This is a genomic window from Vibrio sp. 05-20-BW147 (assembly GCF_013369385.1).
In the GTDB taxonomy this organism is placed as follows: Bacteria; Pseudomonadota; Gammaproteobacteria; order Enterobacterales; family Vibrionaceae; genus Vibrio; species Vibrio floridensis.
This window is the reverse complement of sequence record NZ_SZTO01000007.1, coordinates 132,093-155,548: the sequence shown is the minus strand read 5'-3', so window position 1 is coordinate 155,548 and position 23,456 is coordinate 132,093. Positions and strand designations below refer to the sequence as shown.

The 23,456-nt window shown below is 48.0% G+C and carries 27 protein-coding genes and 1 pseudogene; 12 read left to right on the top strand and 16 right to left on the bottom strand.

Features of this window, described 5'->3' with window-relative positions:
• Positions 1-67 precede the first annotated feature (67 nt).
• The gene (locus tag FC652_RS08280) at positions 68-1,372 is read right to left on the bottom strand and encodes an alpha/beta fold hydrolase (RefSeq protein ID WP_176298197.1); all 1,305 of its coding nucleotides are present in this window, start codon (positions 1,370-1,372) and stop codon (positions 68-70) included.
• A 264-nt stretch (positions 1,373-1,636) separates the two neighbouring features.
• On the opposite strand from FC652_RS08280, the gene FC652_RS08275 reads away from it, so the two are divergent.
• Both FC652_RS08275 and FC652_RS08270 read left to right on the top strand, forming a co-directional pair.
• Entirely contained in the window at positions 1,637-2,290 is a 654-nt protein-coding gene (locus tag FC652_RS08275; RefSeq protein ID WP_011081872.1) for an oxygen-insensitive NAD(P)H-dependent nitroreductase NfsB, read from the top strand.
• A gap of 16 nt (positions 2,291-2,306) precedes the next feature.
• Entirely contained in the window at positions 2,307-2,597 is a 291-nt protein-coding gene (locus tag FC652_RS08270; RefSeq protein ID WP_176298196.1) for a putative quinol monooxygenase, read from the top strand.
• On the opposite strand, the gene FC652_RS08265 is transcribed toward FC652_RS08270, so the two are convergent.
• Together FC652_RS08265 and FC652_RS08260 are read right to left on the bottom strand one after the other, a co-directional pair.
• Positions 2,580-3,527 carry a LysR family transcriptional regulator gene (locus FC652_RS08265; protein WP_011081870.1) on the bottom strand — a complete coding sequence of 316 codons (948 nt, stop codon included), beginning with the start codon at positions 3,525-3,527 and terminating at the stop codon, positions 2,580-2,582. The two genes, FC652_RS08270 and FC652_RS08265, sit on opposite strands and share 18 nt — an antisense overlap.
• 255 nt (positions 3,528-3,782) lie before the next feature.
• Positions 3,783-4,217 carry a thioesterase family protein gene (locus FC652_RS08260; RefSeq protein WP_176298195.1) on the bottom strand — a complete coding sequence of 145 codons (435 nt, stop codon included), beginning with the start codon at positions 4,215-4,217 and terminating at the stop codon, positions 3,783-3,785.
• A 194-nt stretch (positions 4,218-4,411) separates the two neighbouring features.
• Here FC652_RS08260 and FC652_RS08255 point away from each other — a divergent pair, with 194 nt between their 5' ends.
• On the top strand, positions 4,412-5,191 hold the full coding sequence (locus FC652_RS08255; RefSeq protein WP_011081868.1) for a ferredoxin--NADP reductase: 780 nt from the start codon (positions 4,412-4,414) through the stop codon (positions 5,189-5,191).
• On the opposite strand, the gene FC652_RS20830 is transcribed toward FC652_RS08255, so the two are convergent.
• The 7 genes and pseudogenes from FC652_RS20830 to FC652_RS08230 form a co-directional block, all read right to left on the bottom strand.
• Entirely contained in the window at positions 5,169-5,528 is a 360-nt protein-coding gene (locus FC652_RS20830) for a DMT family transporter (protein WP_349953743.1), read from the bottom strand. The genes FC652_RS08255 and FC652_RS20830 overlap by 23 nt on opposite strands.
• Positions 5,479-5,655, bottom strand: coding sequence for a photosystem II protein PsbR (gene psbR / locus FC652_RS20825; RefSeq protein WP_223370952.1), 177 nt, complete (start codon positions 5,653-5,655; stop codon positions 5,479-5,481). Before psbR ends, FC652_RS20830 begins: the two co-directional genes overlap by 50 nt.
• Positions 5,622-6,032, bottom strand: a pseudogene (locus FC652_RS20820) (EamA family transporter); the annotation flags it as partial. The gene psbR and the pseudogene FC652_RS20820, both read right to left, overlap by 34 nt.
• 252 nt (positions 6,033-6,284) lie before the next feature.
• Positions 6,285-6,932: a DUF2057 domain-containing protein gene (locus FC652_RS08245; protein ID WP_176298194.1), complete on the bottom strand. Its 648-nt coding sequence runs from the start codon at positions 6,930-6,932 to the stop codon at positions 6,285-6,287.
• A gap of 157 nt (positions 6,933-7,089) precedes the next feature.
• Complete coding sequence (locus FC652_RS08240; RefSeq protein ID WP_011081865.1) at positions 7,090-7,620, bottom strand: DUF2799 domain-containing protein; 531 nt, start codon at positions 7,618-7,620, stop codon at positions 7,090-7,092.
• Positions 7,621-7,710: 90 nt separating this feature from the next.
• Entirely contained in the window at positions 7,711-8,607 is an 897-nt protein-coding gene (locus tag FC652_RS08235; protein WP_176298193.1) for a DMT family transporter, read from the bottom strand.
• Between the two features lie 120 nt (positions 8,608-8,727).
• The gene (locus FC652_RS08230) at positions 8,728-9,858 is read right to left on the bottom strand and encodes a multidrug effflux MFS transporter (RefSeq protein ID WP_176298192.1); all 1,131 of its coding nucleotides are present in this window, start codon (positions 9,856-9,858) and stop codon (positions 8,728-8,730) included.
• A 95-nt stretch (positions 9,859-9,953) separates the two neighbouring features.
• Between FC652_RS08230 and FC652_RS08225 the strand changes: the two genes are divergently transcribed.
• Entirely contained in the window at positions 9,954-10,733 is a 780-nt protein-coding gene (locus FC652_RS08225) for a helix-turn-helix domain-containing protein (RefSeq protein WP_176298191.1), read from the top strand.
• A gap of 31 nt (positions 10,734-10,764) precedes the next feature.
• Here the strand turns inward: FC652_RS08225 and FC652_RS08220 are convergent, their stop codons facing one another.
• Entirely contained in the window at positions 10,765-11,109 is a 345-nt protein-coding gene (locus FC652_RS08220) for a hypothetical protein (RefSeq protein WP_011081860.1), read from the bottom strand.
• Between the two features lie 199 nt (positions 11,110-11,308).
• Here FC652_RS08220 and FC652_RS08215 point away from each other — a divergent pair, with 199 nt between their 5' ends.
• Both FC652_RS08215 and FC652_RS08210 read left to right on the top strand, forming a co-directional pair.
• On the top strand, positions 11,309-12,022 hold the full coding sequence (locus FC652_RS08215) for a hypothetical protein (RefSeq protein ID WP_217904564.1): 714 nt from the start codon (positions 11,309-11,311) through the stop codon (positions 12,020-12,022).
• A gap of 260 nt (positions 12,023-12,282) precedes the next feature.
• Positions 12,283-13,239: a LysR family transcriptional regulator gene (locus FC652_RS08210; protein ID WP_176298189.1), complete on the top strand. Its 957-nt coding sequence runs from the start codon at positions 12,283-12,285 to the stop codon at positions 13,237-13,239.
• Between the two features lie 55 nt (positions 13,240-13,294).
• On the opposite strand, the gene FC652_RS08205 is transcribed toward FC652_RS08210, so the two are convergent.
• A complete protein-coding gene (locus FC652_RS08205) occupies positions 13,295-14,935 on the bottom strand; it encodes a tannase/feruloyl esterase family alpha/beta hydrolase (protein WP_176298188.1) in 1,641 nt (546 codons plus the stop codon).
• A 265-nt stretch (positions 14,936-15,200) separates the two neighbouring features.
• On the opposite strand from FC652_RS08205, the gene FC652_RS08200 reads away from it, so the two are divergent.
• The 6 genes from FC652_RS08200 to nqrM all read left to right on the top strand — a co-directional run bounded on the left by FC652_RS08200 (position 15,201) and on the right by nqrM (position 17,468).
• On the top strand, positions 15,201-15,521 hold the full coding sequence (locus FC652_RS08200) for a hypothetical protein (RefSeq protein ID WP_045597291.1): 321 nt from the start codon (positions 15,201-15,203) through the stop codon (positions 15,519-15,521).
• 129 nt (positions 15,522-15,650) lie between these two features.
• Positions 15,651-15,998, top strand: coding sequence for a GlpM family protein (locus tag FC652_RS08195; RefSeq protein WP_176298187.1), 348 nt, complete (start codon positions 15,651-15,653; stop codon positions 15,996-15,998).
• 186 nt (positions 15,999-16,184) lie between these two features.
• Complete coding sequence (locus FC652_RS08190) at positions 16,185-16,379, top strand: hypothetical protein (protein WP_011081853.1); 195 nt, start codon at positions 16,185-16,187, stop codon at positions 16,377-16,379.
• Between the two features lie 138 nt (positions 16,380-16,517).
• Positions 16,518-16,820 carry a DUF134 domain-containing protein gene (locus FC652_RS08185; RefSeq protein ID WP_176298186.1) on the top strand — a complete coding sequence of 101 codons (303 nt, stop codon included), beginning with the start codon at positions 16,518-16,520 and terminating at the stop codon, positions 16,818-16,820.
• Positions 16,817-17,269 (top strand): NifB/NifX family molybdenum-iron cluster-binding protein, encoded by a 453-nt coding sequence (locus tag FC652_RS08180; RefSeq protein WP_011152657.1) that lies wholly within the window; start codon positions 16,817-16,819, stop codon positions 17,267-17,269. Before FC652_RS08185 ends, FC652_RS08180 begins: the two co-directional genes overlap by 4 nt.
• A 1-nt stretch (position 17,270) precedes the next feature.
• Entirely contained in the window at positions 17,271-17,468 is a 198-nt protein-coding gene (nqrM, locus tag FC652_RS08175) for a (Na+)-NQR maturation NqrM (protein ID WP_011081850.1), read from the top strand.
• A gap of 169 nt (positions 17,469-17,637) precedes the next feature.
• Here nqrM and fusA read toward each other — a convergent pair whose 3' ends face one another.
• The 4 genes from fusA to FC652_RS08155 all read right to left on the bottom strand — a co-directional run bounded on the left by fusA (position 17,638) and on the right by FC652_RS08155 (position 23,353).
• On the bottom strand, positions 17,638-19,656 hold the full coding sequence (gene fusA, locus FC652_RS08170; protein ID WP_176298185.1) for an elongation factor G: 2,019 nt from the start codon (positions 19,654-19,656) through the stop codon (positions 17,638-17,640).
• 287 nt (positions 19,657-19,943) lie between these two features.
• Positions 19,944-20,399, bottom strand: coding sequence for a GNAT family N-acetyltransferase (locus FC652_RS08165; protein WP_176298184.1), 456 nt, complete (start codon positions 20,397-20,399; stop codon positions 19,944-19,946).
• Entirely contained in the window at positions 20,383-22,206 is a 1,824-nt protein-coding gene (locus FC652_RS08160) for a GGDEF domain-containing protein (protein ID WP_176298183.1), read from the bottom strand. Before FC652_RS08160 ends, FC652_RS08165 begins: the two co-directional genes overlap by 17 nt.
• On the bottom strand, positions 22,199-23,353 hold the full coding sequence (locus FC652_RS08155; protein ID WP_176298182.1) for a substrate-binding protein: 1,155 nt from the start codon (positions 23,351-23,353) through the stop codon (positions 22,199-22,201). The genes FC652_RS08160 and FC652_RS08155 overlap by 8 nt, the downstream gene beginning before the upstream one ends.
• Positions 23,354-23,456: the final 103 nt, after the last annotated feature.

The following is a 23,456-nucleotide window of genomic DNA, read 5'->3' as shown; positions in this document are numbered from 1 at the left end:
TCAAACGAATAAAGGTAGCTAGAATGCAAAGGGCTGCATTCTAGCATAGTCCAAGTCAAAACGCTGTTTACAATGAATGCTGATTCGCCAAAGTTTGTTCACCCATGGCGATCAGCGCATCAAGAATACGTTCTCCATCCGCACGCAGGCCGTTGTGTTCATACTCATTGGTGATCCAGGCTTTGGCGTTGGGTATTAAGGCCAAGGTTTCACGGCTAAAATCCATTTCAACAAACATATCGTCCGCGTAGACCGCACAACTCACAGGGACGCGGTTTTGCGCCAGTTGCTCTGCGTCATAGAGTGGCGTCCAATCCACTTTTGCCGCTAACAATTCAGCCGCTTGTTTGAGAGGCTGTAGGGTCGAGTATTGTTCAAACATCCAAGGAAACACCATTTCGCCAGTGAAATAAAACGCTTTGCCTTTTTGATAATTAAACGCTTCAAGTGATTGGCGCACACGATGCGCACTCCATTGAGAGGCAAAGCCTTGGCAATAAATGGATTCGTGTAATAGCGCGTAAATCGGGTTGGTGTGGAAAGATTGCTGCTGCAGCATTTGATGCAAAAATTCGTAGCGCAGCACGGTTTGACCATTGAGCTCGATAAAGGCGTTTTCCAACAGGTAATAGGTTGAAAGAAAGGTGTCACTCATGCCGAAATGAATGCCAAGCTGTTGAAACTGTTCAACCGTAAAACGCTGTCCGTTTGGCAGATACTCGTCGTTTTCCAGCAGATGATCTGCAATGCGCTGGCATAGTGCTTGCGCGTGGGGAAATTGCGCGAAAAAGGCTTGGTTTTTGTCCATCGTACGCTTGAACGTCGCCTGATAAACCTCATCGGGATGACGAGAGAGAGAAGGCACACCACCAGTGATATAACTTTGCAGCAAGCTATCTGGATACAGGGAAAGATAGGTCAGGGAGCAAAAACCACCAAAACTCTGGCCGAGAATTGCCCATTTATCGACGCCAAACTGCAGGCGAATAAACTCCGCATCACGCACGATATTGTCGGCGCGAAACAGGCTGAGGTAGTCCGATTGCTGCTCAGGCGTGAGATGAGCAAGAGTCTGGTGGCTGATGACGCTACTGTTTCCTGTCCCACGCTGATCAAGCAACAAGACGCGGTATTGCTGCAGTGCTCGTTTTATCCAGCCACTGTTGCCCATCGGCCTCCCCGCAGGAAAACCAGGACCGCCCTGAAAATAGACCAGCCAAGGTTTGTTTGCTGCATTGTCGCTATGTTGATTCACTTCTCGCGCGAAGATCTCAATGGTGCCTTTGGACGGATCATCATAATCAAGCGGAACGGTAAAAAAATGAGGGACAAATTTTAATCCTTGATGGACGTAATGAGGGAGCGAGGGCATGGTTTCTTTCCTTGTAGAGTGTCCTGACTGACAACAGCCATAGTGGCGGGAGTATAACGGAAATCGCTGCCCAGTTTAATCGTGCTCGATGTCTGATGTGTGTCAGCTTCGACTTGCTTACGGAGTCTGTGGTTTGACGTATTTTCAAAAAAAATTTGAAAAAGAATTCACTGCTTGATGGTTTTTCACTGTGCTTCAAACGCTTACAGTACTCACAACAACATTGAGTCTTAACCTATTACCGCCATTTTATCGGAGAAAAATATGACTATTGTTCAAGCTGCCCAATCCCGCTACTCCACCAAAGCCTTTGATGCTTCGCGCAAATTGCCTGAAGAGAAAGTCGCGGCAGTGAAAGAGTTAATCCGCATGAGTGCGTCCAGTGTCAACTCGCAACCTTGGCATTTTATTGTCGCGAGCAGTGAAGAAGGAAAAGCGCGCATCGCCAAAGCAACACAAGGTGGTTTTGCTTTCAATGAGCGCAAGATTTTGGATGCCTCTCACGTTGTGGTGTTCTGCGCCAAAACGGCGATTGATGAAGCGTACCTACTCGACCTTTTGGAAAGCGAAGACAAAGATGGCCGCTTTGCCGATGTCGAAGCAAAAAATGGCATGCATGCTGGCCGTTCATTTTTCGTCAACATGCACCGCTTTGACTTGAAAGACGCGCATCACTGGATGGAAAAGCAAGTTTACCTCAATGTGGGGACGCTGCTATTAGGTGCCTCTGCGATGGAGATCGACGCGGTGCCAATTGAAGGCTTCGATGCCAAGGTGCTTGATGAGGAGTTTGGTCTGCGTGAGAAGGGCTTTACCAGCGTGGTGATTGTGCCGCTGGGTTACCATAGCGAAGACGATTTTAATGCTAAGCTGCCAAAATCACGTTGGTCAGCAGAGACCGTTTTTACCGAAATCTAACGATAGGTAACGCATGATGATCCATTTAATTGCTGAAATAAAAGCGCATGCGGATCACGTTGACGAGGTATGCGGCTTGCTGCAATCGCTCTTGGAGCCGACGCGTCAGGAACAAGGCTGTTGCCAGTATGAGCTGTTTGTGGACAACCAAATTGAGGGGCTGTTTTTAATGCAGGAAATCTGGTGCTCACAGCAGAGCCTAGATAGACACATCGCCAGTGAGCATTTTCAACGGTTTAAAGACCGTATTGAAGAGGAAGAATTACTGGAATACTTGCACCTTCGCCCATTAACCTTCGTCGCCTGAATAGTCGCAGAGTTCAATGGCTGCCAGTACTGCCTTGCGCTGCTGGCAGCATTTTTGTTGGACGAATTCCTGAAACTGCCGCATTAACGGCGTGAGCGCTCGGCGATCCGTGCACATCATGTAAATCGGCACCGAGCCGCCATCCCATTCTGGTAAAATGCGTACCAATTTACCTTCCAAAATATCTTGGCTGACGTCCATCAGCGATTTGTTGGCGACCCCTTTGCCTTTCAATGCCTGTCGATGCACGACTTCACTGTCATTGGTGGTTGGATTGCCACTGACCAGAACATGCTCACTTTGCCCTTCGAAATGCAATGTCCATTTGTTGTAAATCGCCCCAGACACCATATAGCACAGGCAGTTGTGTTGCAGTAAATCGCTTGGATGCAAGATGGGGGGCTGACTGGCTAAATAATCGGGAGAGGCGCACAAAATGCGCTCATTGGAACGACAAAGAGGAATGGCAACCAGATTGGAGTCTGCGGGTTCTCCATAGCGAATCGCCAGATCGACAGGTTTGGAGTACATATCGGTCAGGCTATCGGAGAGGTCGAGTTTGATGGTCACTCGAGGGTGTTGTTCGATGAATTCGTCAATCCACTCCAGCAGCATATTGCGACCAAAATCCGAAGGAGCGGTGATGTAGAGTTGCCCAGCTAACTCGCCTCGCGCGCTGTTGATTTCGTCTAGGCCATCTTGGAGCAAACTCAATGCTGCGGTGGTTTTTTGCAAAAATAACGCGCCGTCGCTGGTTAAGCGCAAGCTTCGTGTTGAACGAACAAACAAGGGAAAACCGACTTGCTCTTCTAGTCTTTTGATGGCGGCACTGACCGCAGCTGGGGTGAGATCAAGACTATTGGCGGCCTGCGAGAAGCTACCTTGTCGAGCGGTTTCCACAAAAATATTGAGATCGTTGAGCGCTTTCATGCATTGAAGTGAACGGCGAATAATGGGGTATGACTATAGCGTATTGATAAAAAAAATGCCTCATCCAATCGAGAAGAGGCATACAAAAGAAGAGAGCATCATTACCCGCCGTTCAAGCGTGGCTTCTGTTTGCTGCCACTCTATTGGGGCAACGGGCGTTAATGCGTTTTCGTCATCAAAACGGCTGGGTAACAAACCGCTTGAAAAGAAGTGTAGCGAAACCATTGATGGTTTGTCTGTAAGTCATTGTAAGCGTTATGCCTTTTTAGCTTCGATACTGAAAATGGCATCGCGCAATACGGCGGGTAGCTGTGTTTTGCATTGGTTTTTAAAATCGAACATGACGACGGTTGCACTGCCTGTGGTGGTGACTTTACCCATCTTTTTGCTGACCACTTGATACTCCATGGTGAAACGGTCTTCCCTTACCTCACTGACGCGAGAACCAATCAATAGCGTATCCGGAAACGTCACCGGAATACGATATCGGCACTGGGTTTCGCTGAGTACCGGACCAATCTGATTGCGCTTAATTTCATCCATTAGATTGATTTTATTGAAATATTCAATCCGTGCTGTTTCGAAATAGCGAAAATACACCACGTTATTGATGTGTTGTAGGGCATCCATTTCCCCCCAAGCGACGTTGATTTCAGTAACAACCGGAAAATCTTGCAGTAGTAATTCCATATCGTTGTGATTCCGTGACCTTGATAGCTGTTTTGAGTCTTTATTCTAAATTTTATTAATAGAGTGTGTAATGATGCATTTAACGTTTTGTAAATAAAATGATTAAAAATTGTTGTTTGTTGTGGTGTTTCCACTTTACTTAAAGAGATGTGGCGGTTACTTTTTGCATAACCGTGTCAGAGTGAGAGGTAGATATGGCTGAACTGAAAATCACTGAACATCGAGATTTTGCGAAGGCCGTGGTAGAAAAGCGCACCGATTGGACGGGGGAGCTTTTTAGCCTACGTGTTACTGGCACGCATTTGGATTTTAAAGCGGGTCAATTTACCAAGCTGGCTTTGCTGGATGAGCAAGGCCAAATGGTGAGCCGTGCCTATTCTCTGGTCAATGCCCCTTCGGTGCTGAATGATTGGTTGGAGTTTTTGATCGTCTCTCACCCGCAAGGAAAACTCACACCGAAATTGCAATCGCTCAAAACTGGGGATGAGATTTACGTGGGCAAAAGCGCTCATGGTGATCTCACTTCCGACATCATTCCCAAAACCACCGAAGACCTCTGGCTTTTTGCCACAGGGACTGGCATTGGTCCTTTTCTTTCGCTCCTCGATGACATTACCCATCAACCTCGTTGTGATCGCATCATCTTGGTCCATTGCGTACGATATGAAAAAGATCTTGTTTATCGCTATCTGATTGAGCAGTTGAAAGAGCTGTATGGTGGCCGTTTAGTTTACGTGCCCATCGTGTCGAGAGAGCAAGTACCGAACACGTTACATGGTCGAATTCCGGCATTGCTCTCTTCTGGGATACTGTTCCATCACCTTGGCATGGAGATGTCAGCCAAAACCAGTTTTGCCATGTTGTGTGGTAATCCTGAAATGATTAAAGACACCTCTGCGGCGCTGCAAAACTTGGGTTTGGAAAAATACCGTCGTCAAACCGGGGGAAACATTATTTTTGAGCGTTACTGGTAAAAATCAGTGCAATGCCGCCAAGCACGAGTGCGCTGGCGACAGTGCTCACGATAGTCAGCGGTTCATTTAACCAAATCACCCCAGCAGCCATCGCAATCACAGGGACAGAGAGTTGTGCAATGGACGCTTGCAGCACCGATAACGATTTCACTGCCATATACCACACCACATAACCAATCCCAGACGCTAACACGCCAGAAAGCAAAGCCCAAACAATGCCATTGACGGATACGGATGAGACATTCAGTAGCCAAAAACCACACAGCAGTGCCAGTAAGGATGCAAAGCTAAAGCCTTGAGCGATGGCTTGTGTGGGCGATTGTGCCTGTTTGCCCAATAAGGTAAAAATCGCCCAGCAAACCCCAGCTATCGCCATCATAAACGCATCTATCGCATTGGGTGTTTGTGCCGAAGGCGACATTAAAACGATAAACCCACTGATGGATAGAGCGACGCCTCCCCATTCCAATTTAGAAGGGCGATGGCCAGAAAACAGGTGGAAGGCGATGAGGCTGAATTGCACAACCGCAAACAGAATCAATGCACCAGTACCGGTAGTGAGCCCGACGTACGCATAGGAAAAGGCAACGGCGTAACCAAACAACGCGACACCAGCCAGCACACTTGTTCGGCTTAAAAAGGTTGATTTGCTCAACAGTTGGCGCATTTGACCAGCTTGGCTAAACGATAAGATAACCAGTAAAGTGACCGCGCCTGACAACAAGCGAATGAAAGTAAAGCTACCCGGATCAATGCTTTGTTCTGCCAGTGCTAAACGACAAAAAACCGAGTTTGCGGCAAACGCGATCATCGCGATGGCCGTTAATGGGAATGCAGACATCGTTCTCTCATTTGGTTGTTTTTTCTATTTTAGTCTGGATAAGACCGAAGTGGTGGTGCTGAGCTTTCAGTAAAGAGCAAATAAAAACAATGCTGATGGAAGAAGCTTAGGTATTGGTCGTTCGAAATCAACGGCGAGCAACGAAGGCTAAAAAGATCGGGAGAGAGGGTAGAGTGGTTGTGCATGGATGGCAAGGTTAGGTGAGAAGAGGAGGTGATGAACACCTCCTACTTGCTTAAGCCATTTTGCGTGTTATTGATTGATGTAGGCTTTAAAACGCGCTTTGGTGGCCTCATCGGCTTTGTCATACCAGAAGTGCAGCATCTCTTCTGCGGTGTTATCTCCCGCCTTCACTTTGGTTTCAACGTTTGCCACTGGCTCAGTCTTGATTGTGGCCACTGACACCGCTGTACCGATTGCCGCGATACCGCCAGTTTGGTTGTAATCTGCTGCTTCACGCGCATAGTCTCGACCAATCTGCATGCCGGATTTCACCAGTTTGTCTTCAGATTTGGTCACAGCTGCGCCTTGTTCATCGACCAACTGCCACTGCATTTGTTTGATTTCCTGCTCTGCAGCACGGTGATCACGATACTTTGGCAGCTCGAAGTTGAGATCGGTATCGGTGGCTGAAAATTTCGCGATGATCACGTTACTCTCGACGCCAATACGATCATTACCTTGGCTGAAGTAGGGTTCGTATTGAAAGACGATTTGGTTTTCACCATTTGGCAATTCAATGGTTTTTGAAGAGGCAAATAGGCTGCCAGAGAGCTTGGCTTTTTGCCCGTTGGCGACAAACAGAGTGACGTCATCCGGTACATGTAGGGTAACAGCAGCAGTTGCCAAGCCGCTGATACTCATTGCCAAAATGCATGTTAACGGTTTGATGATATTCATATTTATTATTCCAGAATACGAGAGGTTGCTTCTGCTTGAGAGTGCCCAGTTCAACGAGGCATTGCAACGTCTGTATGTAAGAAGTTTGAAAAATTCATCAAACTTTCATCTCGTGCAGCACTATCAACCTAATGTTTCGCGCTTGAGCCCGTTATGCTCAAAACGAAAACTTCAGATTGTAAGAACGCGTTGGCACAATCAGTGATGTACGTTCGCGAATGAGCTCTTTACGTCGACTTTCCAGCGTTTTTCTCTGCTGTTTGTTTTCGTTATCGTTTTTGAGCATACGCAGTTGTGTATCAATATCGCTGATTTCTTTGTTGATCTCATTGAGTCGCTTTTGAACCAGATAATCTTGATAACCTTTCTGATAGTTTTCGAGAAAACGTTCGTTGTTGCACACGCCGTAGTATTCGCGGCCTTGCTTACCGACGCGGTAGCCGTTATCTGCTGAGCAGTAGAGTACGGTGCCTTGCTCAAAGCCACGCTGCCACATCTCTTGATCTGGGTAAACACCCGCATCACGACAATCTTTTACATAGTCACTGATCACCGTGGGATTGACGCCATTTTGCCCATCTAAATAGCCAATTTGTTGCCAATTGGCGCTACGACATTCTTCAGGGCTCATCGAAGAGCAGGCAGTCAGAACAAAAGGAAGGAGGAATAGCAATAACGTTTTTTTCATTTCAACAGCTCAAAAAGGAACAAGGAACAGGGCCTTGATCCTAATTGAACGCTGTTTAATTTCAATGATTCATGACAAAACCATACAAAACTATGATTGTTTTGCTTGCGGAGATGAAAGCGCAGAGCGTAGCGAAAAGCCCGTCACCATCATGGTGCCACTCAAAACCAAAACAGTACCAGCTAAGGTATTGATACCAATAGGTTCATTGAGGATTAAATATCCCCAGAGGATGCCAAATACCGGGATCAAAAAAGTCACAGACAAGGCCGACGCAGGGCCAATTTCACTGATCAGACGAAAATACATCAAGTAAGCAATGCCCGTGCACAAAATGCCAAGCGCAAAGACTGAGAGCCACTCAATCGAGGTTGGCATCGCATTCATCGGAACAAAAGGCAGCAAAGGCAACACAATCAGCACGGCAGCCCACATACTGCCATGTGCATTGGCGATGGCCGGCACTTGTGGCGCTCCTTTGGTGTAGTTTGTTGCTATGCCGTAGCAACATGCGGCCATGACGCCAGCAGTGATAGGCAGTGCGGCTTGCTGACCAAGATTGATGGCATCCCAACCCACGAGCACCACCACCCCAGTCACCCCTAACATCAAGCCGATCACCCCTTTGGTGGAAATGGGGGTTTTATGCCAGAAAAAACCAATCACAGTGCCCCAAATTGCCGCGGTCGAGTTGAGTACCGCCAGCGTAGAGGCATTCAAGGTTTGCGCTGCGTAGGCAAAGCACAGAAAAGGCAATGCCGTATTGAACAGGCCAATGATAAAAAAGTGTTTTGGATGACTGAGCAACGCACGGATGTGTTTGCGCAGGTAGAGGGAGACCAGCAGTAAACTGATGGCCGCAAACAACACACGAAGCTCAATGAGATACGCAGGACCAAAACTGTGAGCTGCGATGCGCATAAATAGGAATGAACTTCCCCAAATAGCAGCAAGGCAGACGAGACGAAAAAAGCTAGCAGCAGACATAAGTGTATTTTCTTTGTGTTGATATTGTAGTTTTTGTGTAAACGAGAGAAGTATACGCGAATGGAATAAATAAGCGATGGGATCAGCCAACGCTTATTTAGCATGGTGGTGGCAATGTTATCAGTGCAGCGCTTTTTTGTGGAAAGTGGTGATTGTGATAACCAGCAAACTACAACCCACTAATACGACTCCTAAGTGCTGTACGCGAGCGGCGAGCGCAAGGCCAAAGCCAATCAACAGATAGTACATCAGCCCAAATAGTGCTCCAGCACTGCCAGCATGCTCTCGGTAGTGAAGCAAAGCCCCACTAAGAAGATTCGGAATGGCGATCCCAAAGGCCATGACGACGCCCATCATCGGCAGTAAGAACCAAATCGAGCTCAAACAGAGAAAAACCCCAAGTGAACCAAACACGAACAATGTGGCAGCAAGGCGCAACAATGTGGTTTGAGACACTTTTCTCGCGAGCAAGCGTTTATTGATATCGCTGGCACAGAATGTTGCGAGCCCCAGCACAAGGCCACTATAGCCAAACTCACGAGCGCTATAGCCCAGTTGAACAAACACAAATCCACCGAGTTGGTAATAGGCAAACAACGCGATGTTATACAGTGCAACCAGTAGGGCGGCGGTCCAAATCTCGCCGTCTTTGACCATTTTTGTTGCCAGTGGCAGCAGTGCGGTCGAAGTTCGCTTTTGTTGAGTTTCAGGAAGTCGTGCGAAGGCAAGCGTGACCACGGCCATCGCTGCGACAAACAGGGCGATAAACACGGAGCGATAGCCCCCCAAGGAGACGAGTTGTCCGCCAAGCAGCATGCCCAACACTGGGCTAATCGCGATACCTAATCCCATCAGAGAGAAAACTTTGGCAAGCTCTTCGCCTTGAAAAGCGTCTCTCAGCATGGTTTGGGTAACAATGGATCCAACCGCAATGCCAAAGGCACTGAGGATTCTTGCGATCATTAACATAGTAAAACTGTCGGTCACGATAGCCAGTAGTGATGCGCCAGCGTAGAGAATCAGCCCAAGCAGCATGGTTAGTCGGCGCCCCCATCGATCACATAAAATGCCCCAACACACCACGCCAAAGGCAAAAGCCGCAAAATAGACAGACAGGGTTTGCGCTGCAATGTGCTCGGGCACGGCAAAAGAGGCAGAGATGGCGGTGAGCGCTGGGCTATAAATGGTTTCGACAATCTGCGGCAGCATCAGCAGTAACACCATGAGCCAAAGTGAAGGTATTTGTTTCATAAGTTGCTCTCAAAAATAACTTGGTGCCTAGTGTAGTGAGAGACTAAAATTTCCAGTTAACAACATTAAAACGAAAAATATCAACATTCGGACACATGGCCATCATTAATCATCAAACTGTATTCAATGCCGATCGACTGCCTGGCCGAGTGATCGGCATTGCCGCAGACGTTGGACAGCACGACTCTGGCATGCACCAACACCACAAAGGTCAGTTGCTTTATGCGCCAAAAGGTTGCATGAGCTTTGCCTTAGAAGGGGCAATCTGCATCTTACCGCCCACCAAAGCGGTGTGGATCCCTCCTAGGGTGGTACATCAAGCGGTGATGACCAATGTGGTGGCCTATCGTTCGCTCTACTTTGATTGCTCTGAGATAAATAGCCCAGACAAGGTAACGGTGATTGAGGTCAATGAACTGCTGCGTGCGCTGATTGAGCGAATGGCTTTTTGGCCTTGGGACAAAAATGAACAAGAGATGACGCATACGCTAGCGCTGTTTTGGGAAGAGTTCTTTGCTGCGCAGCAACACGATTATCGTCTGCCGTTGCCCACCGATCGCCGGCTGAAGAAATGGAGTCAGCAACTGGCAAGAAGTGATTTCTTAGCGCCGAGTTGTGGCGAGTTGGCGAAGCAAGTGGGCGCCAGCAGCAAAACCATTACCCGTTTGTTTAAACAAGATACAGGCATGTCGTACCAAGAATGGCGGCAACAATGGCGGGTGTTGAAAGCGATCGAATTATTATCAACACCGTTACCCGTCAGCGAAGTGGCGCACCAACTGGCTTTTTCCTCAGACAGCGCGTTTATCTCATTTTTCAAAAAGCAAACGGGGCAGACCCCGCTGGCATTTGTGATGCAAAAATCGCACGCCTAACCGAGAGATTCACGTTAGGCGTTGCCATGGCTCAGTGAATCTGCCGAGGATAAAATTCCTGCTTGAGGCGGTGAGTAAACTGCTCATCCAGCGCGCCAGTGTCAATGTGGAAGTGATCGAGCCAGTAAACATCGGCAAGCAGGTGCAAATCTGCGGCTAACAGTGCCTGATCGTTTGAGGAGAGCTCATCCAACGACTTGGCCCAACTGCGAGAAATATCCACGATGATCACGCGCGTGTTAGAGAGGGACTCTCGGTGATACCAGTCGCAGAGCGATTCTAGGTGGAAGGCATGAATCACCACCACCTTGCATTCCCCATCACCCATATCGCAAACGCGATAAGGCCGATCGTTCAAATAAATGGTTAACTCCATATTTCCTCTCATTGTTTTCAGTCATGGCTAGAGCGAGCCCTAGGGGCTCAAAAGTGAGAGGAACTATGCATGACAACCATGTGTGGTGACAGGGATTTGAGAAATTCAAATTTGCACAAAGAGCCTAAGTATATCCGCTGCGGTGGCGACAAAATTGAATTACTGTAATTCATCGTTCTTTTGGCGTACGGCCCATAACATGCGAGTTTCTAAACAGCATGACGAGAACAACAATATGACACTCAAAACCATCCAACTTTTGCTCACTGGGTTGATGATTTCTCCAATGGCGATGGGCTCTACAACCAGCGTATTTGTTAATCCACACCAGCATTACACTGGAATGCAAGTCGGTTATGGTGACGGCGAGTTTGATTTGGCATTGCAATATGCTCGCCCTCTGCAACACGATTGGAGCCTATTGAGTGGTTATGTTACCAACCACCACTTTGACCGTCATCACTTCAGCTTTGAGGCGCAAAGAGGGGATGGATTAGGTGTCTTGGTTGCCTATCTGAATGATTCTGATTTTGACGGCCGTGATATCCGAGCAAAAGAACTCTCAATAGGAAGTTACTACGAGATGCCCATCAGTCCTATTTTGAGTTTTTATCCGGGTGGCGATCTCAATAAGTTCCGTTATCGAGAGATGAGCGGCAGTTTGTACTACGCGCGAGCACATCTCGATATGGTGGTGGATAGCCAGCGCAATATCTGGTTCGGTTTGAAGCCAGAATACAATCACAGCTTTGGGACATTGAGAGAGAAAAATGGGCCAAACAAAAAATTAAGAGATTGGGATGTTCACGCCCACCTTGGATTTAGGCTCAATAGCAACAGTGCTTTGGTCTACCGCTATCAATATGATGACGGTAACAATCTGTCACTCTTCGCCTATGAAGGCGCTTTTTAATATAGCGGAAACGCTTTTCAGGCCAGTGCAGTGATGCGCTGGCTTTTTTGTTTGCCCTTATCTCGCCTTATCTCGGATAATGTGAATGGTTCGTTTGGTGAGTGGGTCGGTGGTTTTTTCTAAACAACCCTTTGAGTTTATTAGCTAATGTCAATATGCTTATTTCATCTCTCTCGCCTTTGCCTATCTTTGCTGTGATTTGCCCAGCTTTGCGGTGAACAGCAGAGCAAGGCTGGTGATGATGAACACAGGAGTGTGACATGAAAGACATAAAGGATTTAGATCTTAACTTACTCAAGCTTTTGCAGGCCGTGGTTGAAACGCGCAATACCCATGCAGCCGCCGACAAACTGGGCATTTCTCAAACCAGTGTTAGTCGAGGGATGGCAAAACTGCGGGAGACATTTGGTGATGGCCTGTTTATTCGCAAAGCCCACGGCGTTGAGCCTTCTGAGTTAGCCGAAAAGCTGGCAGAAGCCGCAGAAGAGATGTTTAACCCCATTCTAAAAGTGGTCGAGTCTTACCAAAGTTTTGAGCCAGAGGCGTTTCGCGGTGAGATTACCTTAGCGATGAACATCTATTTCCTCGAACTGTATGGTGATGGCTTGTACGCTGCCCTCAGCCAGGCACTGCCTCACGCCACGTTTAAGCTGGTGTATTGGCAAGAAGATTCGTTAGCCGAATTGCTTAATGGCAAGATTGACTACCTGATCCATTTCTCGGCGTTTCCTTTGCCGCAAGAAGTCTATACCCATAAATTACAAGACGTAAAACTCTGTTTGGTGGCGCGAAAAGATCACCCCATCTTGAGTCAAACCAGTGATTGGCAAGCCATTCATCCTTTGCCTATCGTACGTTTGGCCATCGACGGCATTAATTCAAAGCGGGTACCGATTGAAGAGCTCTACTTGGCTAAGGGTTATCAAGCCAATTTTACTTTAGTGACTCACAGTGTCCGTGTATTGAGCAGCGCCTTAAAACACTCAGATGCGATTCTTTATGGCAGCAATTTTATGAAGGTGTTTGATTCGCAAATCGGCACATTTCCCTTGCCTGCCATGCCGAAAGAGATGCGAGAAATCGCGATAAGTGGTGGCTATTTGCGTACCAAACGCGGTTTCCCTCTCTATCAACTGATTCATCAAACCGTGCAGAGTTATTTTGATGGGGTGATTCAGCCAGAGCAGAGTTTTGATCGTCATCTTAGTGATGAATAAAAAGCAGGCTCTCAACGAGGAGAGCCTGCTTGAATTTGCAACGGTCTACTTGGCGCTATTGCGTTTGCTCAGGGGTTTCGCAGCGGAAGCTATCGGCACTGTGCGGGTCTCCCTTTCCGTCCCACATGGCGACATTGGGGAAGGCGCAAATCTTACCGTTGCCGCTCAAGCCTTCGGCTGGCGTAAAATCATGCGCGATGATTTCTGTAGGGGCGTTGCCACTGTCTAACCACAGGTTTGCTTCGTCAATCCAATCGACAAGCCAAGGTGCCGCGCCGCCTGCACAGTGGTCCATACCCGGCAGCAAAAACAGCGCCACATCGTTCGCGGCTTTTGGATCGTGCGCTAACACATCTTGATAATAGCGAATGGTGCTGGCCGGCGTCACCGCGACATCGCGCAAGCCATTCCACAAGAGCAATTTGCCACCTTGTTGACGAAATGCACTCAAATCTGGGTTTACTGCACTGATCGACTCAGTCACCTTAGCGCCATCTTTGCGCAGATTATCGAAGTTGTAGCTCGCCGCATCGAATTCGCCATCAAAAACAAAGTTGCGCATAATGCCGTTACCAAACGCGTAGCCAAAGCTCGGCGTCACCGGAGGTGTCATGTCGGGGTCAATCGTCACGCCAGATTGAAATTGGCTCAGGTCATTGATGGCTAAACCGCCCGCGAGCCATTTGTTAAACATCTCCACCCCCGCACCCACGTAGAAACCTTCGGCCAACACATTGCCTTGGCTGTCACGCAACCCATTGAAGACAAGATCGAACACTTCAACCTGATCGCCAGTGAGGCACTCATCATTCTTGTCCGCACTGCATTGCAGCGCGGCAAAGTCAATGTGGCAGTTCCAAGGTTCGCTCAGCACCTCGCTGTCTCGGCCATCGCGGTTGGCACATTGTTGTGCCGCTGTACGATTCACTAACTCGATCTCTTTTGCACCCACAATCGCGAGCTGCATGTTGTCTGGATTTGGGAACATTTTGCGCGCGATGGCCGCATGCAATCCGCCCGTCTGGATGGCGTAGTCATAAGCTGGAGAGCCTGCGACAATCACGTCGTAATCCGTTGGGTAGCGCTGTGCGGCGATCAAGCCTTCACCGCCACCACGCGAGCAACCAAAAAAGAGGTTACGTTGGCTTTCTTGCTGGTAGTAGCTTGCAATAATTTGCTTGGCATTTTGCGTCGTTAAATGGGTAGCACGTCCAGCAAAGTTGGCCAAACGTTCCTCGCGATACGGGTTTTGTGCCGCCCAATTCGACTCCAATGCGTGCGCTCGGTGGCCGGAATCTGTGCCTGCGGTCGCGTAGCGTTTGTCACGAGTCGCAAGGTGAATTACGTCCACTACCGAGCCAACAAAACCGCCGCCGCCGCTTTGGGCAAACATGCCATTCCAATCATCTGGCAAGGTTACTTGGAAGTGAATTTCACGTTCAATGACGCCACGAACAATGCAGTGAGTATCGCTACGCTGAGCTTCGGTATAACGCACATTGGCCAGTGGGGGCATTGAATCGATGCTGCACTCACCCACGCGATAACTGGGTTGGTCAGCGTTTGCTTGAGTGGTGTGAGCGGAGCGCTTCTCTTGCGTCTCGTTTTGTGTGGTTGCGCTGTCGCAGCCCGCCAAAATGGCGACGGCAATCAAACTAAAGGCGAATTTTGAGGTGTTCTTTTTCAGGACAGACATTGTTGTTTACCTTTCGTAGTGAGGAACAACCAAGTGGCTTTATGCCGCTGGTTAACCGATGAGGGAATTATTCAGCGCTTTGATGGAAAAGGGCAGGAATTAGAGAAATTCAAATTTGCATGACAACGCGAGAGCTGGTTTGTTGAGCTGTATCGGAAATCATTGACGGCGCGACGTTGTCTGCTAAATAACTGTGTTATGGTGGAAAAATAACCGAAAAGCTCTGTTGCTGTTCAATCCTTTCAACGCCCATGGAGGATTCGTTATGCCCATTCACTTAAGACGACCTTCTACTCGTCGTCTGGTCCTGATTGCCGCGCTGGCTCTGCTCATCGTGCTCAAAGTTAACCTCTATTCGTCACAGCCTGTGGTGCATTGGGGGCAGGTGTCTGAAACGGCAATCGGCTATGACGATGAATTTACTCAGCCGCATACCTTGGTCAATGTCATCTTGCAAAATGGCGATACTCTTCAAATGGAAGTGCCGCGCAAGGGGCAAATCTTGGTGGGGGATCGGGTTGAGATTGTCGAACATCCCCGATGGCTAAGAAAGCCGTTGTTAACCTTTCGCGTTCATCTCGACTAGGCTTGAAGCCTTCACACGCTCGATTTTTCAAAGATTCTCATTTAGTGAGAATCTTGCGTTTCTCTTGCTGGTTTCTTGCGCTTGATCTTTTACGATTTGACCAATCAAGATCAAAAAGGGAAGGCATCGGTGATCAGTTTGTTTCTAAAATCTTTGTTGGGCGCGGCGGCTGTGGTCATTATTGCGCTGTTGTCGAAAAGCAAAAACTTCTACATTGCAGGCTTAGTGCCTTTATTTCCCACCTTTGCCCTGATTGCGCACTTCATTGTCGGCAGTGAAAGAAGCATGGAAGAGTTGCGCCAAACCGCGCTATTTGGTCTTTGGTCTCTGTTGCCTTATGCCGCCTATCTTGCTGCCGTTTACTATTTTAGTTACCGCTTCAGTCTGGTGACGACACTTTCTGCCGCGACGGTGATTTGGTTGATGGCGGCTTCGCTATTGATCGTCGCGTGGACCAAAGTGATGATTTCGGCATAAGTGACTTTTTGCATTCAATCACAAATTTGATCTTTAAACCGAGTCACCAACAGTGGCTATTTTTGATTTTTTTCTCTGCTGACAAAGGATTAGCGATTTTACTGATAAAACAGTGAACTAGGGCGACTTTGACAGCAAGGTGGCCTTGACTACGCTTTAGATTCCAACGTCAGAAAGGAGATCGTAATGGCAAGACTAAAGCAAGACATTCCAAATCGAGTCACCGTGTATCATGACAATCTAGAGCAGGAGCAGGAACTGAAAAATGCCATGCGGCCTGAAAAACCAAGATACTTCAATGGCTCACCCACCTACAAAGCGGAAAGCCTTGCTGACTTTGAAGCAAGAATTACCCAGCTCGGACTGAGCATCGATAAATAGCACCGAGTTTTTTGCTTCCTTTAATCCATTCCAAAAGCCGCCAGCGCGGCTTTTGTTGTTTTTGCAATCTAAGGTTAATGTTATTGGCATATGCTAATTATAAATCTACAGTGCGCTTGTCATATTGAGGAGGCACCGATGCCAAGACCGAAAAAGCCCCGCACCATTGGTTGTTTGCCAAAAGCCAGCTGCTTTAAGCCCAATGGGATACCTGCACACAATTTGCCGCGCATTGCTCTAGAAGCCGATGAACTTGAAGCCCTGCGACTGGCGGACGTATTGCAACTGCATCAACTTGAAGCGGCTCAGAGTATGGGGGTGTCGAGGCAGACGTTTGGCAACATCATCAAGCGAGCGCGAAACAAAGTGGCGTTGTGTTTGGTGGAAGGCAAAGTGCTGACCTTACCCAATCAAAGTCAAGATAAGGAGAAGGAAGTATGATTGCGATTCCATTACATCAGGACAAAATCTCTGGACACTTTATGAAAGCGGAGCGATTCGCGTTGATCAATTCCGTTGGAGAGGTGGTGGCGTATCTTGCCAACCCTGCATTCAATCAAGCAGAGTGCGCCAAGAAAGCGCGTTGTGTCCAGCAACTTTTAGCCGCAGGCGTGACACAACTGATGGTGAAAAATATTGGTCAGAAATCGTTAGCCAAACTACTGTCAAAAGGGGTGCGCGTTTATCAACTGGCAGGTCGTTGTTCACTGCACGAGGTGAGCAACGCAGTAAAAACGCCCATGACTTCTGCAACACAAGGCCGTGAATGTCGGTCTCATTCTCAGTGTGGATCGGCTTGTCGCCCGCAGAGCAAGGTGAACAAGGTGGCCACGCGCGAACCAAATCAAAGGGTTTGTTCACCCATATTACGCATTCGTCCAAGGGGGTAACATGGTGAATTTGTTGGTGACATTCGGCGTTTTTCTATTGGTGATTGGCTTGATGGCGATTGGTGTTATGTTCAAACGCAAAGCGATTCAAGGCAGTTGTGGTGGTTTAAATACCGTCGGGGTGGATAAAGTTTGCAACTGTGAAACTGCCTGCTCGGAACATAAGCTCTATCAAATTGCTGAACCGAAAGAACGTTAGTCAAAAGATGGCCGCGACGGTTGCTTGGCCAGCAAGCAATAAACGAAGAAGCCATTTACGTACAGACAATTTACAACGAAACAAATAAAAAGAAGCGATAAACAAGGGAGCGTGATGCTCCCTTGCGGTGTTGTTGGCTAAAAACGTCTATGGTGACTGAATTTTCCGTTTAGGACGTGGTTTCTTCACAGACTCTTTTTTGCACTGCTGGTGGGGCGGGCTCATAGTGGCTGAGCGACATGTTGAAGCTGCCTTCACCGCCGGTCAGTGCTCGCAGTTTTCTTGCATAGTCTTGCAGCTCATTGAGCGGCGATTTGCCTTTGATTAAAGTTAGGTTGTTCGCTTGTGGTTCTGTGCCCTCAATGAGGCCACGGTTGCCAGACAGATCGCCAGTCACATCCCCGACGTTATTGGTCGGAATGGTCAGCTCCAACTGAACAATCGGTTCCAATACAATCGGGTCTGCCTTCTTGACGGCATCGAGAAACGCCTTCTTACCTGCGATGACAAACGCGATCTCTTTAGAATCGACCGAGTGGTATTTGCCATCGTGTACCGTGACTTCAATGTCGCGGATAGGGTTATTCGAAATCGCCCCTTCTTCAAGTGCTTGATGGATGCCTTTTTCAACCGCTGGAATCAATGAGGTTGGAATGGCTCCGCCTACTACTTTGTTGACGAATTTGAACCCCGCACCTCGCTCAAGGGGTTTCACACTGAGGTGTACTTCGCCAAACTGACCCGCTCCACCACTTTGTTTTTTATGGCGATATTGCCCTTCAGCGGGTTTGGTGATGGTTTCAAAGTACTCAACGCTTGGCTGTTCGGTGTCTACCTCCAACTTGTATACGCTTGCCATTTTTTCCAAGGCAATTTTGAGGTGGAACTCGCCTTGTCCACTTAAAATGGTCTCATTGGTGCGCGCGCGATGCTCTAAGCGCAGCGAAGGGTCTTCACTAACAATACGATTTAGCACTTCGCCCAGTTTTTGCTCATCGCCACGTTTGGTGGGTTTTAGGCTTAAGCTGTACATCGGTTGGGGGAAATGAAGGGTTTTCAAGCTCACGTCATCTTCGTCATGTGAGTCGTGCACGATGGAATCAAACTCCAACTCGTCCACTTTAGCCAAGACGCAAAAATCACCTGCGAGTGCACGTGAAATTTCCGTGCGCTGCTTACCTTGCAATTGATACAGATGGCCGACTTTAAACGCTTTATTGCTCTCGCCGACATAGAGTTGGCTACCTGCGTTGATCTCCCCTTGGAACACGCGTAAATACGCCAATTTACCCATGTAAGGGTCCACGCTGATCTTGTAAACATGGGCGACAGTGTGTTCGAGGGTATCGCAATTCACCTTGATCATCTTTCCGTTCTTTTGCAGCAACGGAGGGTTGCCTTCGTTGGGCATTGGCATTAATTCGGCTAAGGTGCGCAGCAGCAATTCAATGCCGGCACCGGTCTGCGCGGAGGCAAAACAGATTGGCACAACGTGCCCGGTACGTAACGCTTCTTCAAATGGATCGTGTAACTGCGCAGGGGTAAGTTCAGAACCTTGCTCAAGGTAGAGCTCCATCAGTTCTTCATCCACTTCCACCACTTGGTCAATCAAGGTTTCATGGGCGGCTTCAACACTGCTTAGCAATGTCGCTTGTTGGTATTGAGGTTCAAAGAAACAGTCAACAACCTCGTTGCCATCGGCTGAAGGAAGGTTAATCGGTAGGCAATTGCTACCAAAATGGTCTTGAATCTCATCCAACATTTTCTCAAGTTGGTTACCGTGGTTGTCCAACTTATTGATGATGATCATCTGGCATTTTTTCTGCTGCTGAGCAAATTGGAACAGTTTGTCGGTCACTTGGGTCAGCGGCATTTGCGGATCCAGCACCAACACCGACGTTTCAACGGCGGGAAAGACACTCAAACTGCGACCGAGTAACTCGGACAATCCCGGAGTATCGATGATGTTTAGACGATGTTTTTGCCAGCTTAACGCGACGGGAGTGGCTTCGATACTGTGCTGATATTGAATCGATTGGTCATCGAAATCGGTCACGGTATCGCCTTTTTCAATGGATCCAAGATGAGTGGTGGCGTCGCAAGCAAAAAGCAATTTTTCGATCAACGTGGTTTTACCGCTACCAGACTGACCCACAAACGCGATATTGCGAATTTTGTTGATAGGCATAGCGCCTCCTTGCAATAGAGAGGAAGAAGAGAAGGACGATAAATCTCATGATCAGGCGGGGTTACCGCCTGGTCGTCTTCCAGGTCATTTTGCGAAGGGCTCCTTGCATTGCGACCTCATGAGTCAATGAGTACCAAATCAGTGTGCACCCATACCCATATTTTTTATGTGACTTAATTCATGCTGGTGGAGATCAAATAACCAAAAGCGGATTCGGTGTCACAAATAAAACAAAAGAGGCGATGAACGCCTCGTTTGTTGATGTGGTGCGCTGATTTGAAGTATGTCTAAAGCACTAAGGTCATAAAACAGCTGTTAGGATCGGCTTGGTAATTACCAAAGGGTCCGCAATATTCAAAGCCAAACTTTTCGTAGAGTGCTCGTGCGGGAGCAAAAAAGGCCATCGAGCCCGTTTCCAAACTGATCTGTTTATACCCTTGTTGTTTCGCCTCGGTAATGAGGTGCTGTAATAAGGTGGATGCGACCCCAGTTCCGCGCGCATGTAGGCTGGTGCGCATCGACTTTAGTTCACCATGTTGGTGCGACAACCGTTTCAAAGCAGTGCAACCAAGTAGGGTTCCTTCACGCCAGCCAGTCCAAAATGTCACATCTGGGTGTTTAAGCACGCTCAGATCAAGGGCATGAACACTTTCTGCTGGAGAGGTGGCATACATGTCTTGCAAGTGTTCTTCCAGCAACTGAATCACTTGCTGATGTTCCAAATCTTTAGTGGTTATCTTCACAAACCTCTTCCTCATTGAGCCTATGTTTTACTTGGTTTCGACCCTCATTTTTCGCTTGGTAGAGAGCCTGGTCGGCAATGTTCAAAGCCACATCAAATTGGCTGCATTGCCACAAGGTAGCGCCGATGCTGACGGTGACCACCAGGTCATCACCCAAATCAAGCGCTTTTCCAAGTAGCATCTCCGCACTGAGGCGGATCCGCTCAGCAATAAGCAGGGTTTGTGCCAAATTTGCATCTGGCAACACTAAACAAAACTCTTCGCCCCCCACACGACCAAAGAGATCTTGCTGACGTATCTCTTGGTTCACTAATTGGCAAAAAGCGCGCAGTACTTTATCGCCAGCTCCGTGGCCATACTGATCGTTGATCGATTTGAAGTGATCCAGGTCCATCATACAGACGCCAATTCTATCGTTGATCCGGCGCTGCACGTTGGCAGCTTCAATTAAGGCGCGACGGTTGAGTACTCCGGTCAAGGAATCTTGTTGAGCAAGTAATATGAGCTGTTGTTCTTTGCCCTTAATCGCCTCAGCCATGTGATTGAAGGCGTTGAACAGCTCGCCAATTTCATCTTTGCGCTCAACCAGCTCACTTTTTATTGGATTTCCCTTGGCTAAGGCCCGTGCTTGCTTGCGTAGATTCTCAATCGGGATACTGACGTAGTGGGCAAGGTATAAAGTGAGGAGCAAAAAGATAAGCAATGATGCTCCCACATAGATAACAACCTCACGCAAAATAGCGTTTTTCTCAGCATTGAGCTCATCCATGTTGATGAACGCCAGCAGGCACAACCCCAGCTCATGTTGTGCGACATTCAACCCGCTTGCACGGGTAAATCGATGGCTCCAAGAGGGGCTAATATTAATGTCTTGGTTGATGAGCATGCCACCGAGGTCAGGTCGAATCCAAGGTGCAGAAGTGTTGTTGGGACCATATTGTTTGATCCCCTCGGGAGACAAATACTTGGTTGGCACCAAGAGATTGCGCTTGAGTTTCGTTAAAATGGAGACGTCCACTTGGTTGATTTCTTCGTTGGTTAAGCTGCTTTTGATCTCGAAGAGATGGTCTTCGATGAGCGTGCGGTCTAGCACGGCACTGTAATAGCCAACTAGCTGTCCATCACAATCGAGCAGTGGTCTAGAAAGGTAATAAGTTTCGCTGTCGAAAATCAGTCCAAGGTTTGCGACGTATTCCGCTGGCATCAGTGTCACCACTGGGCGAGGTAAGCTTTTTATCGCTCTCAGCGTATTAAGTTGATTACGTAACTCGCGGCTGGTGATGGAGTTTTCTTCACCGCGAAGTTTGAGCTTTTGCAGCTGCTGGTAGAGCAGCTCTTCTTTGGCCTGATTGACGGGTGAATCGATGCCCCACTGCTGATAAGAATAAGCGAGCTGTTTTTGGGTAAAAGCGTCATAGGCATGTTGCCCATTGATTTCCTGCCGCAGAATATAGCGATTACTTTTGTTGGCCGAAAACACCGAGTCCACGATGTCACCCTGCGTATCGGTGACCAGCAGCATCGAAAATCCAGAAGTAAAACTTAATGCATCTTCCATCTTTTCGCGCATAGATGTTGAAGCATTGCACTGGGCCAGATGCCCACTTAATAGGTCAAATTCCGCAAAGCGACGATCAATGTAATGGCTGATTTCCTTTGCGCCCTGGGCGACAGCTAACTGGCTGCTCCGGCGAATGTGCTCGACCATAATATTCACTTTGGCCTGATAGTAGACGTAGCCAAATATTGCCAAAAATAGGGCAAGTGGTGACAGAATCAGGAACATCTTAAAACTGAGTCTATTCATTCTTTGGGCTTCTTTGATCCTCGGGTTTAATGATGCCTAATTTTTCAACCACCTTGAGTCTATCTGTTTGAAACTGTGCCAAGTACATTGGTAGGTCGAAATGGTGGTCTTCTCTCAACCGCACGGCATCACCACCACTGTAAAGAGTGGTACCGGGTAAATGGATCAGCAGCTGTTCTCGGTCGACACGACCACTTTTTTCAAGCGCTTCTTTTATCAAGTAAATCAGGTCGTAGTGCGCTTTACTCGAGTAAGTTACAACCGCATCACTGCCGTGAAAGCGCTGATAGTCCTGTACAAATTCTCGGGCAACATTGCTGTCCAAACTGCTGAAAAAATGCAGTGCTGTCATTACCCCTTGGAGCGCATCGCGATCAACATTGCTGAGATAGGTTTCATCGGCTGCAAACGCGACAACTTGAATCTCTCGTCCAAATTCAAAGGCTTTCATCTGCTTGAGAAAGTTGAAACCATCACTGCCTGGTAGGATCAACATCAGCACTTTGGCGCCAGACGTTTTAATGTGTTGAAGCACGGGTGTGTAATCTTTGACACCAAAAGCGGTGAATTCGATGCCGCTGATCTCGCCGTTCACTTTCTCGACTTCTTCAACAATGCGTTGCGACATACGATGAGGCCAGATGTAGTCATAGCCAAAAATGTAGAATGAGTTGCCTACGTTGTTAGCTAAATAAGGCACAATAGGCGCAATATAGTGTTCGGGTATGGTGCTGTAACAGATGAGATAAGGGGTGTAGTGACGCCCTTCATAATCGATGCCGTAGAACATGGGGGTGCGTAGCTCGGTGGCGATTTCACTCATCGCATAACGAGACGAACTGCTGACCGGGCCTAATAGCGCGAACACATCCTCATTGAGAATCAGCTCTCGACTGTATTTGACCGTCTTTGCGGGGTCCGTTGCATTGTCTCTGATCACCAGCTCAAGTGGACGCCCCAAGACACCACCTTTGGCATTAATCTGTTCGACAGCAAGTTGCGCACCTTTTACCGCTTGTTCACCATAGACACTAAATGTGCCGGTTAATGGCAGCACAGCGCCAATCTTAACCGGGGGCTGTGGCTCTGAACAGCTGAGTAGGCTAAGCAGTATCCATGGCAGCAAATAGAAACGGATTTTGCTCATAGTGAGTATCCTTGTGTGCTGAGCGTTAATTATTATTTTATTAGTAATTATAAGGGGATGCGCTCGGTAAAAGCGAGCGCATTTTTTATACAGTGTTGCTTTG

Bases quoted from the DNA above. Each gene is read 5' to 3' on its own strand.
- FC652_RS08180 (WP_011152657.1), top strand. From the start codon at position 16,817: ATGATTGCGATTCCATTACATCAGGACAAAATCTCTGGACACTTTATG.
- FC652_RS08185 (WP_176298186.1), top strand. From the start codon at position 16,518: ATGCCAAGACCGAAAAAGCCCCGCACCATTGGTTGTTTGCCAAAAGCC.
- FC652_RS08270 (WP_176298196.1), top strand. From the start codon at position 2,307: ATGATCCATTTAATTGCTGAAATAAAAGCGCATGCGGATCACGTTGAC.
- psbR (WP_223370952.1), bottom strand. From the start codon at position 5,655: ATGGGGAGGCGTCGCTCTATCCATCAGTGGGTTTATCGTTTTAATGTC.
- fusA (WP_176298185.1), bottom strand. From the start codon at position 19,656: ATGCCTATCAACAAAATTCGCAATATCGCGTTTGTGGGTCAGTCTGGT.
- FC652_RS08230 (WP_176298192.1), bottom strand. From the start codon at position 9,858: ATGAAACAAATACCTTCACTTTGGCTCATGGTGTTACTGCTGATGCTG.
- FC652_RS08255 (WP_011081868.1), top strand. From the start codon at position 4,412: ATGGCTGAACTGAAAATCACTGAACATCGAGATTTTGCGAAGGCCGTG.
- FC652_RS08245 (WP_176298194.1), bottom strand. From the start codon at position 6,932: ATGAATATCATCAAACCGTTAACATGCATTTTGGCAATGAGTATCAGC.
- FC652_RS08215 (WP_217904564.1), top strand. From the start codon at position 11,309: ATGCGAGTTTCTAAACAGCATGACGAGAACAACAATATGACACTCAAA.
- FC652_RS08190 (WP_011081853.1), top strand. From the start codon at position 16,185: ATGGCAAGACTAAAGCAAGACATTCCAAATCGAGTCACCGTGTATCAT.
- FC652_RS08210 (WP_176298189.1), top strand. From the start codon at position 12,283: ATGAAAGACATAAAGGATTTAGATCTTAACTTACTCAAGCTTTTGCAG.
- FC652_RS08225 (WP_176298191.1), top strand. From the start codon at position 9,954: ATGGCCATCATTAATCATCAAACTGTATTCAATGCCGATCGACTGCCT.
- FC652_RS08205 (WP_176298188.1), bottom strand. From the start codon at position 14,935: ATGTCTGTCCTGAAAAAGAACACCTCAAAATTCGCCTTTAGTTTGATT.
- FC652_RS08235 (WP_176298193.1), bottom strand. From the start codon at position 8,607: ATGTCTGCTGCTAGCTTTTTTCGTCTCGTCTGCCTTGCTGCTATTTGG.
- FC652_RS08260 (WP_176298195.1), bottom strand. From the start codon at position 4,217: ATGGAATTACTACTGCAAGATTTTCCGGTTGTTACTGAAATCAACGTC.
- FC652_RS08160 (WP_176298183.1), bottom strand. From the start codon at position 22,206: ATGAATAGACTCAGTTTTAAGATGTTCCTGATTCTGTCACCACTTGCC.
- FC652_RS08240 (WP_011081865.1), bottom strand. From the start codon at position 7,620: ATGAAAAAAACGTTATTGCTATTCCTCCTTCCTTTTGTTCTGACTGCC.
- FC652_RS08220 (WP_011081860.1), bottom strand. From the start codon at position 11,109: ATGGAGTTAACCATTTATTTGAACGATCGGCCTTATCGCGTTTGCGAT.
- FC652_RS08265 (WP_011081870.1), bottom strand. From the start codon at position 3,527: ATGAAAGCGCTCAACGATCTCAATATTTTTGTGGAAACCGCTCGACAA.
- nqrM (WP_011081850.1), top strand. From the start codon at position 17,271: ATGGTGAATTTGTTGGTGACATTCGGCGTTTTTCTATTGGTGATTGGC.
- FC652_RS08200 (WP_045597291.1), top strand. From the start codon at position 15,201: ATGCCCATTCACTTAAGACGACCTTCTACTCGTCGTCTGGTCCTGATT.
- FC652_RS08280 (WP_176298197.1), bottom strand. From the start codon at position 1,372: ATGCCCTCGCTCCCTCATTACGTCCATCAAGGATTAAAATTTGTCCCT.
- FC652_RS08275 (WP_011081872.1), top strand. From the start codon at position 1,637: ATGACTATTGTTCAAGCTGCCCAATCCCGCTACTCCACCAAAGCCTTT.
- FC652_RS08155 (WP_176298182.1), bottom strand. From the start codon at position 23,353: ATGAGCAAAATCCGTTTCTATTTGCTGCCATGGATACTGCTTAGCCTA.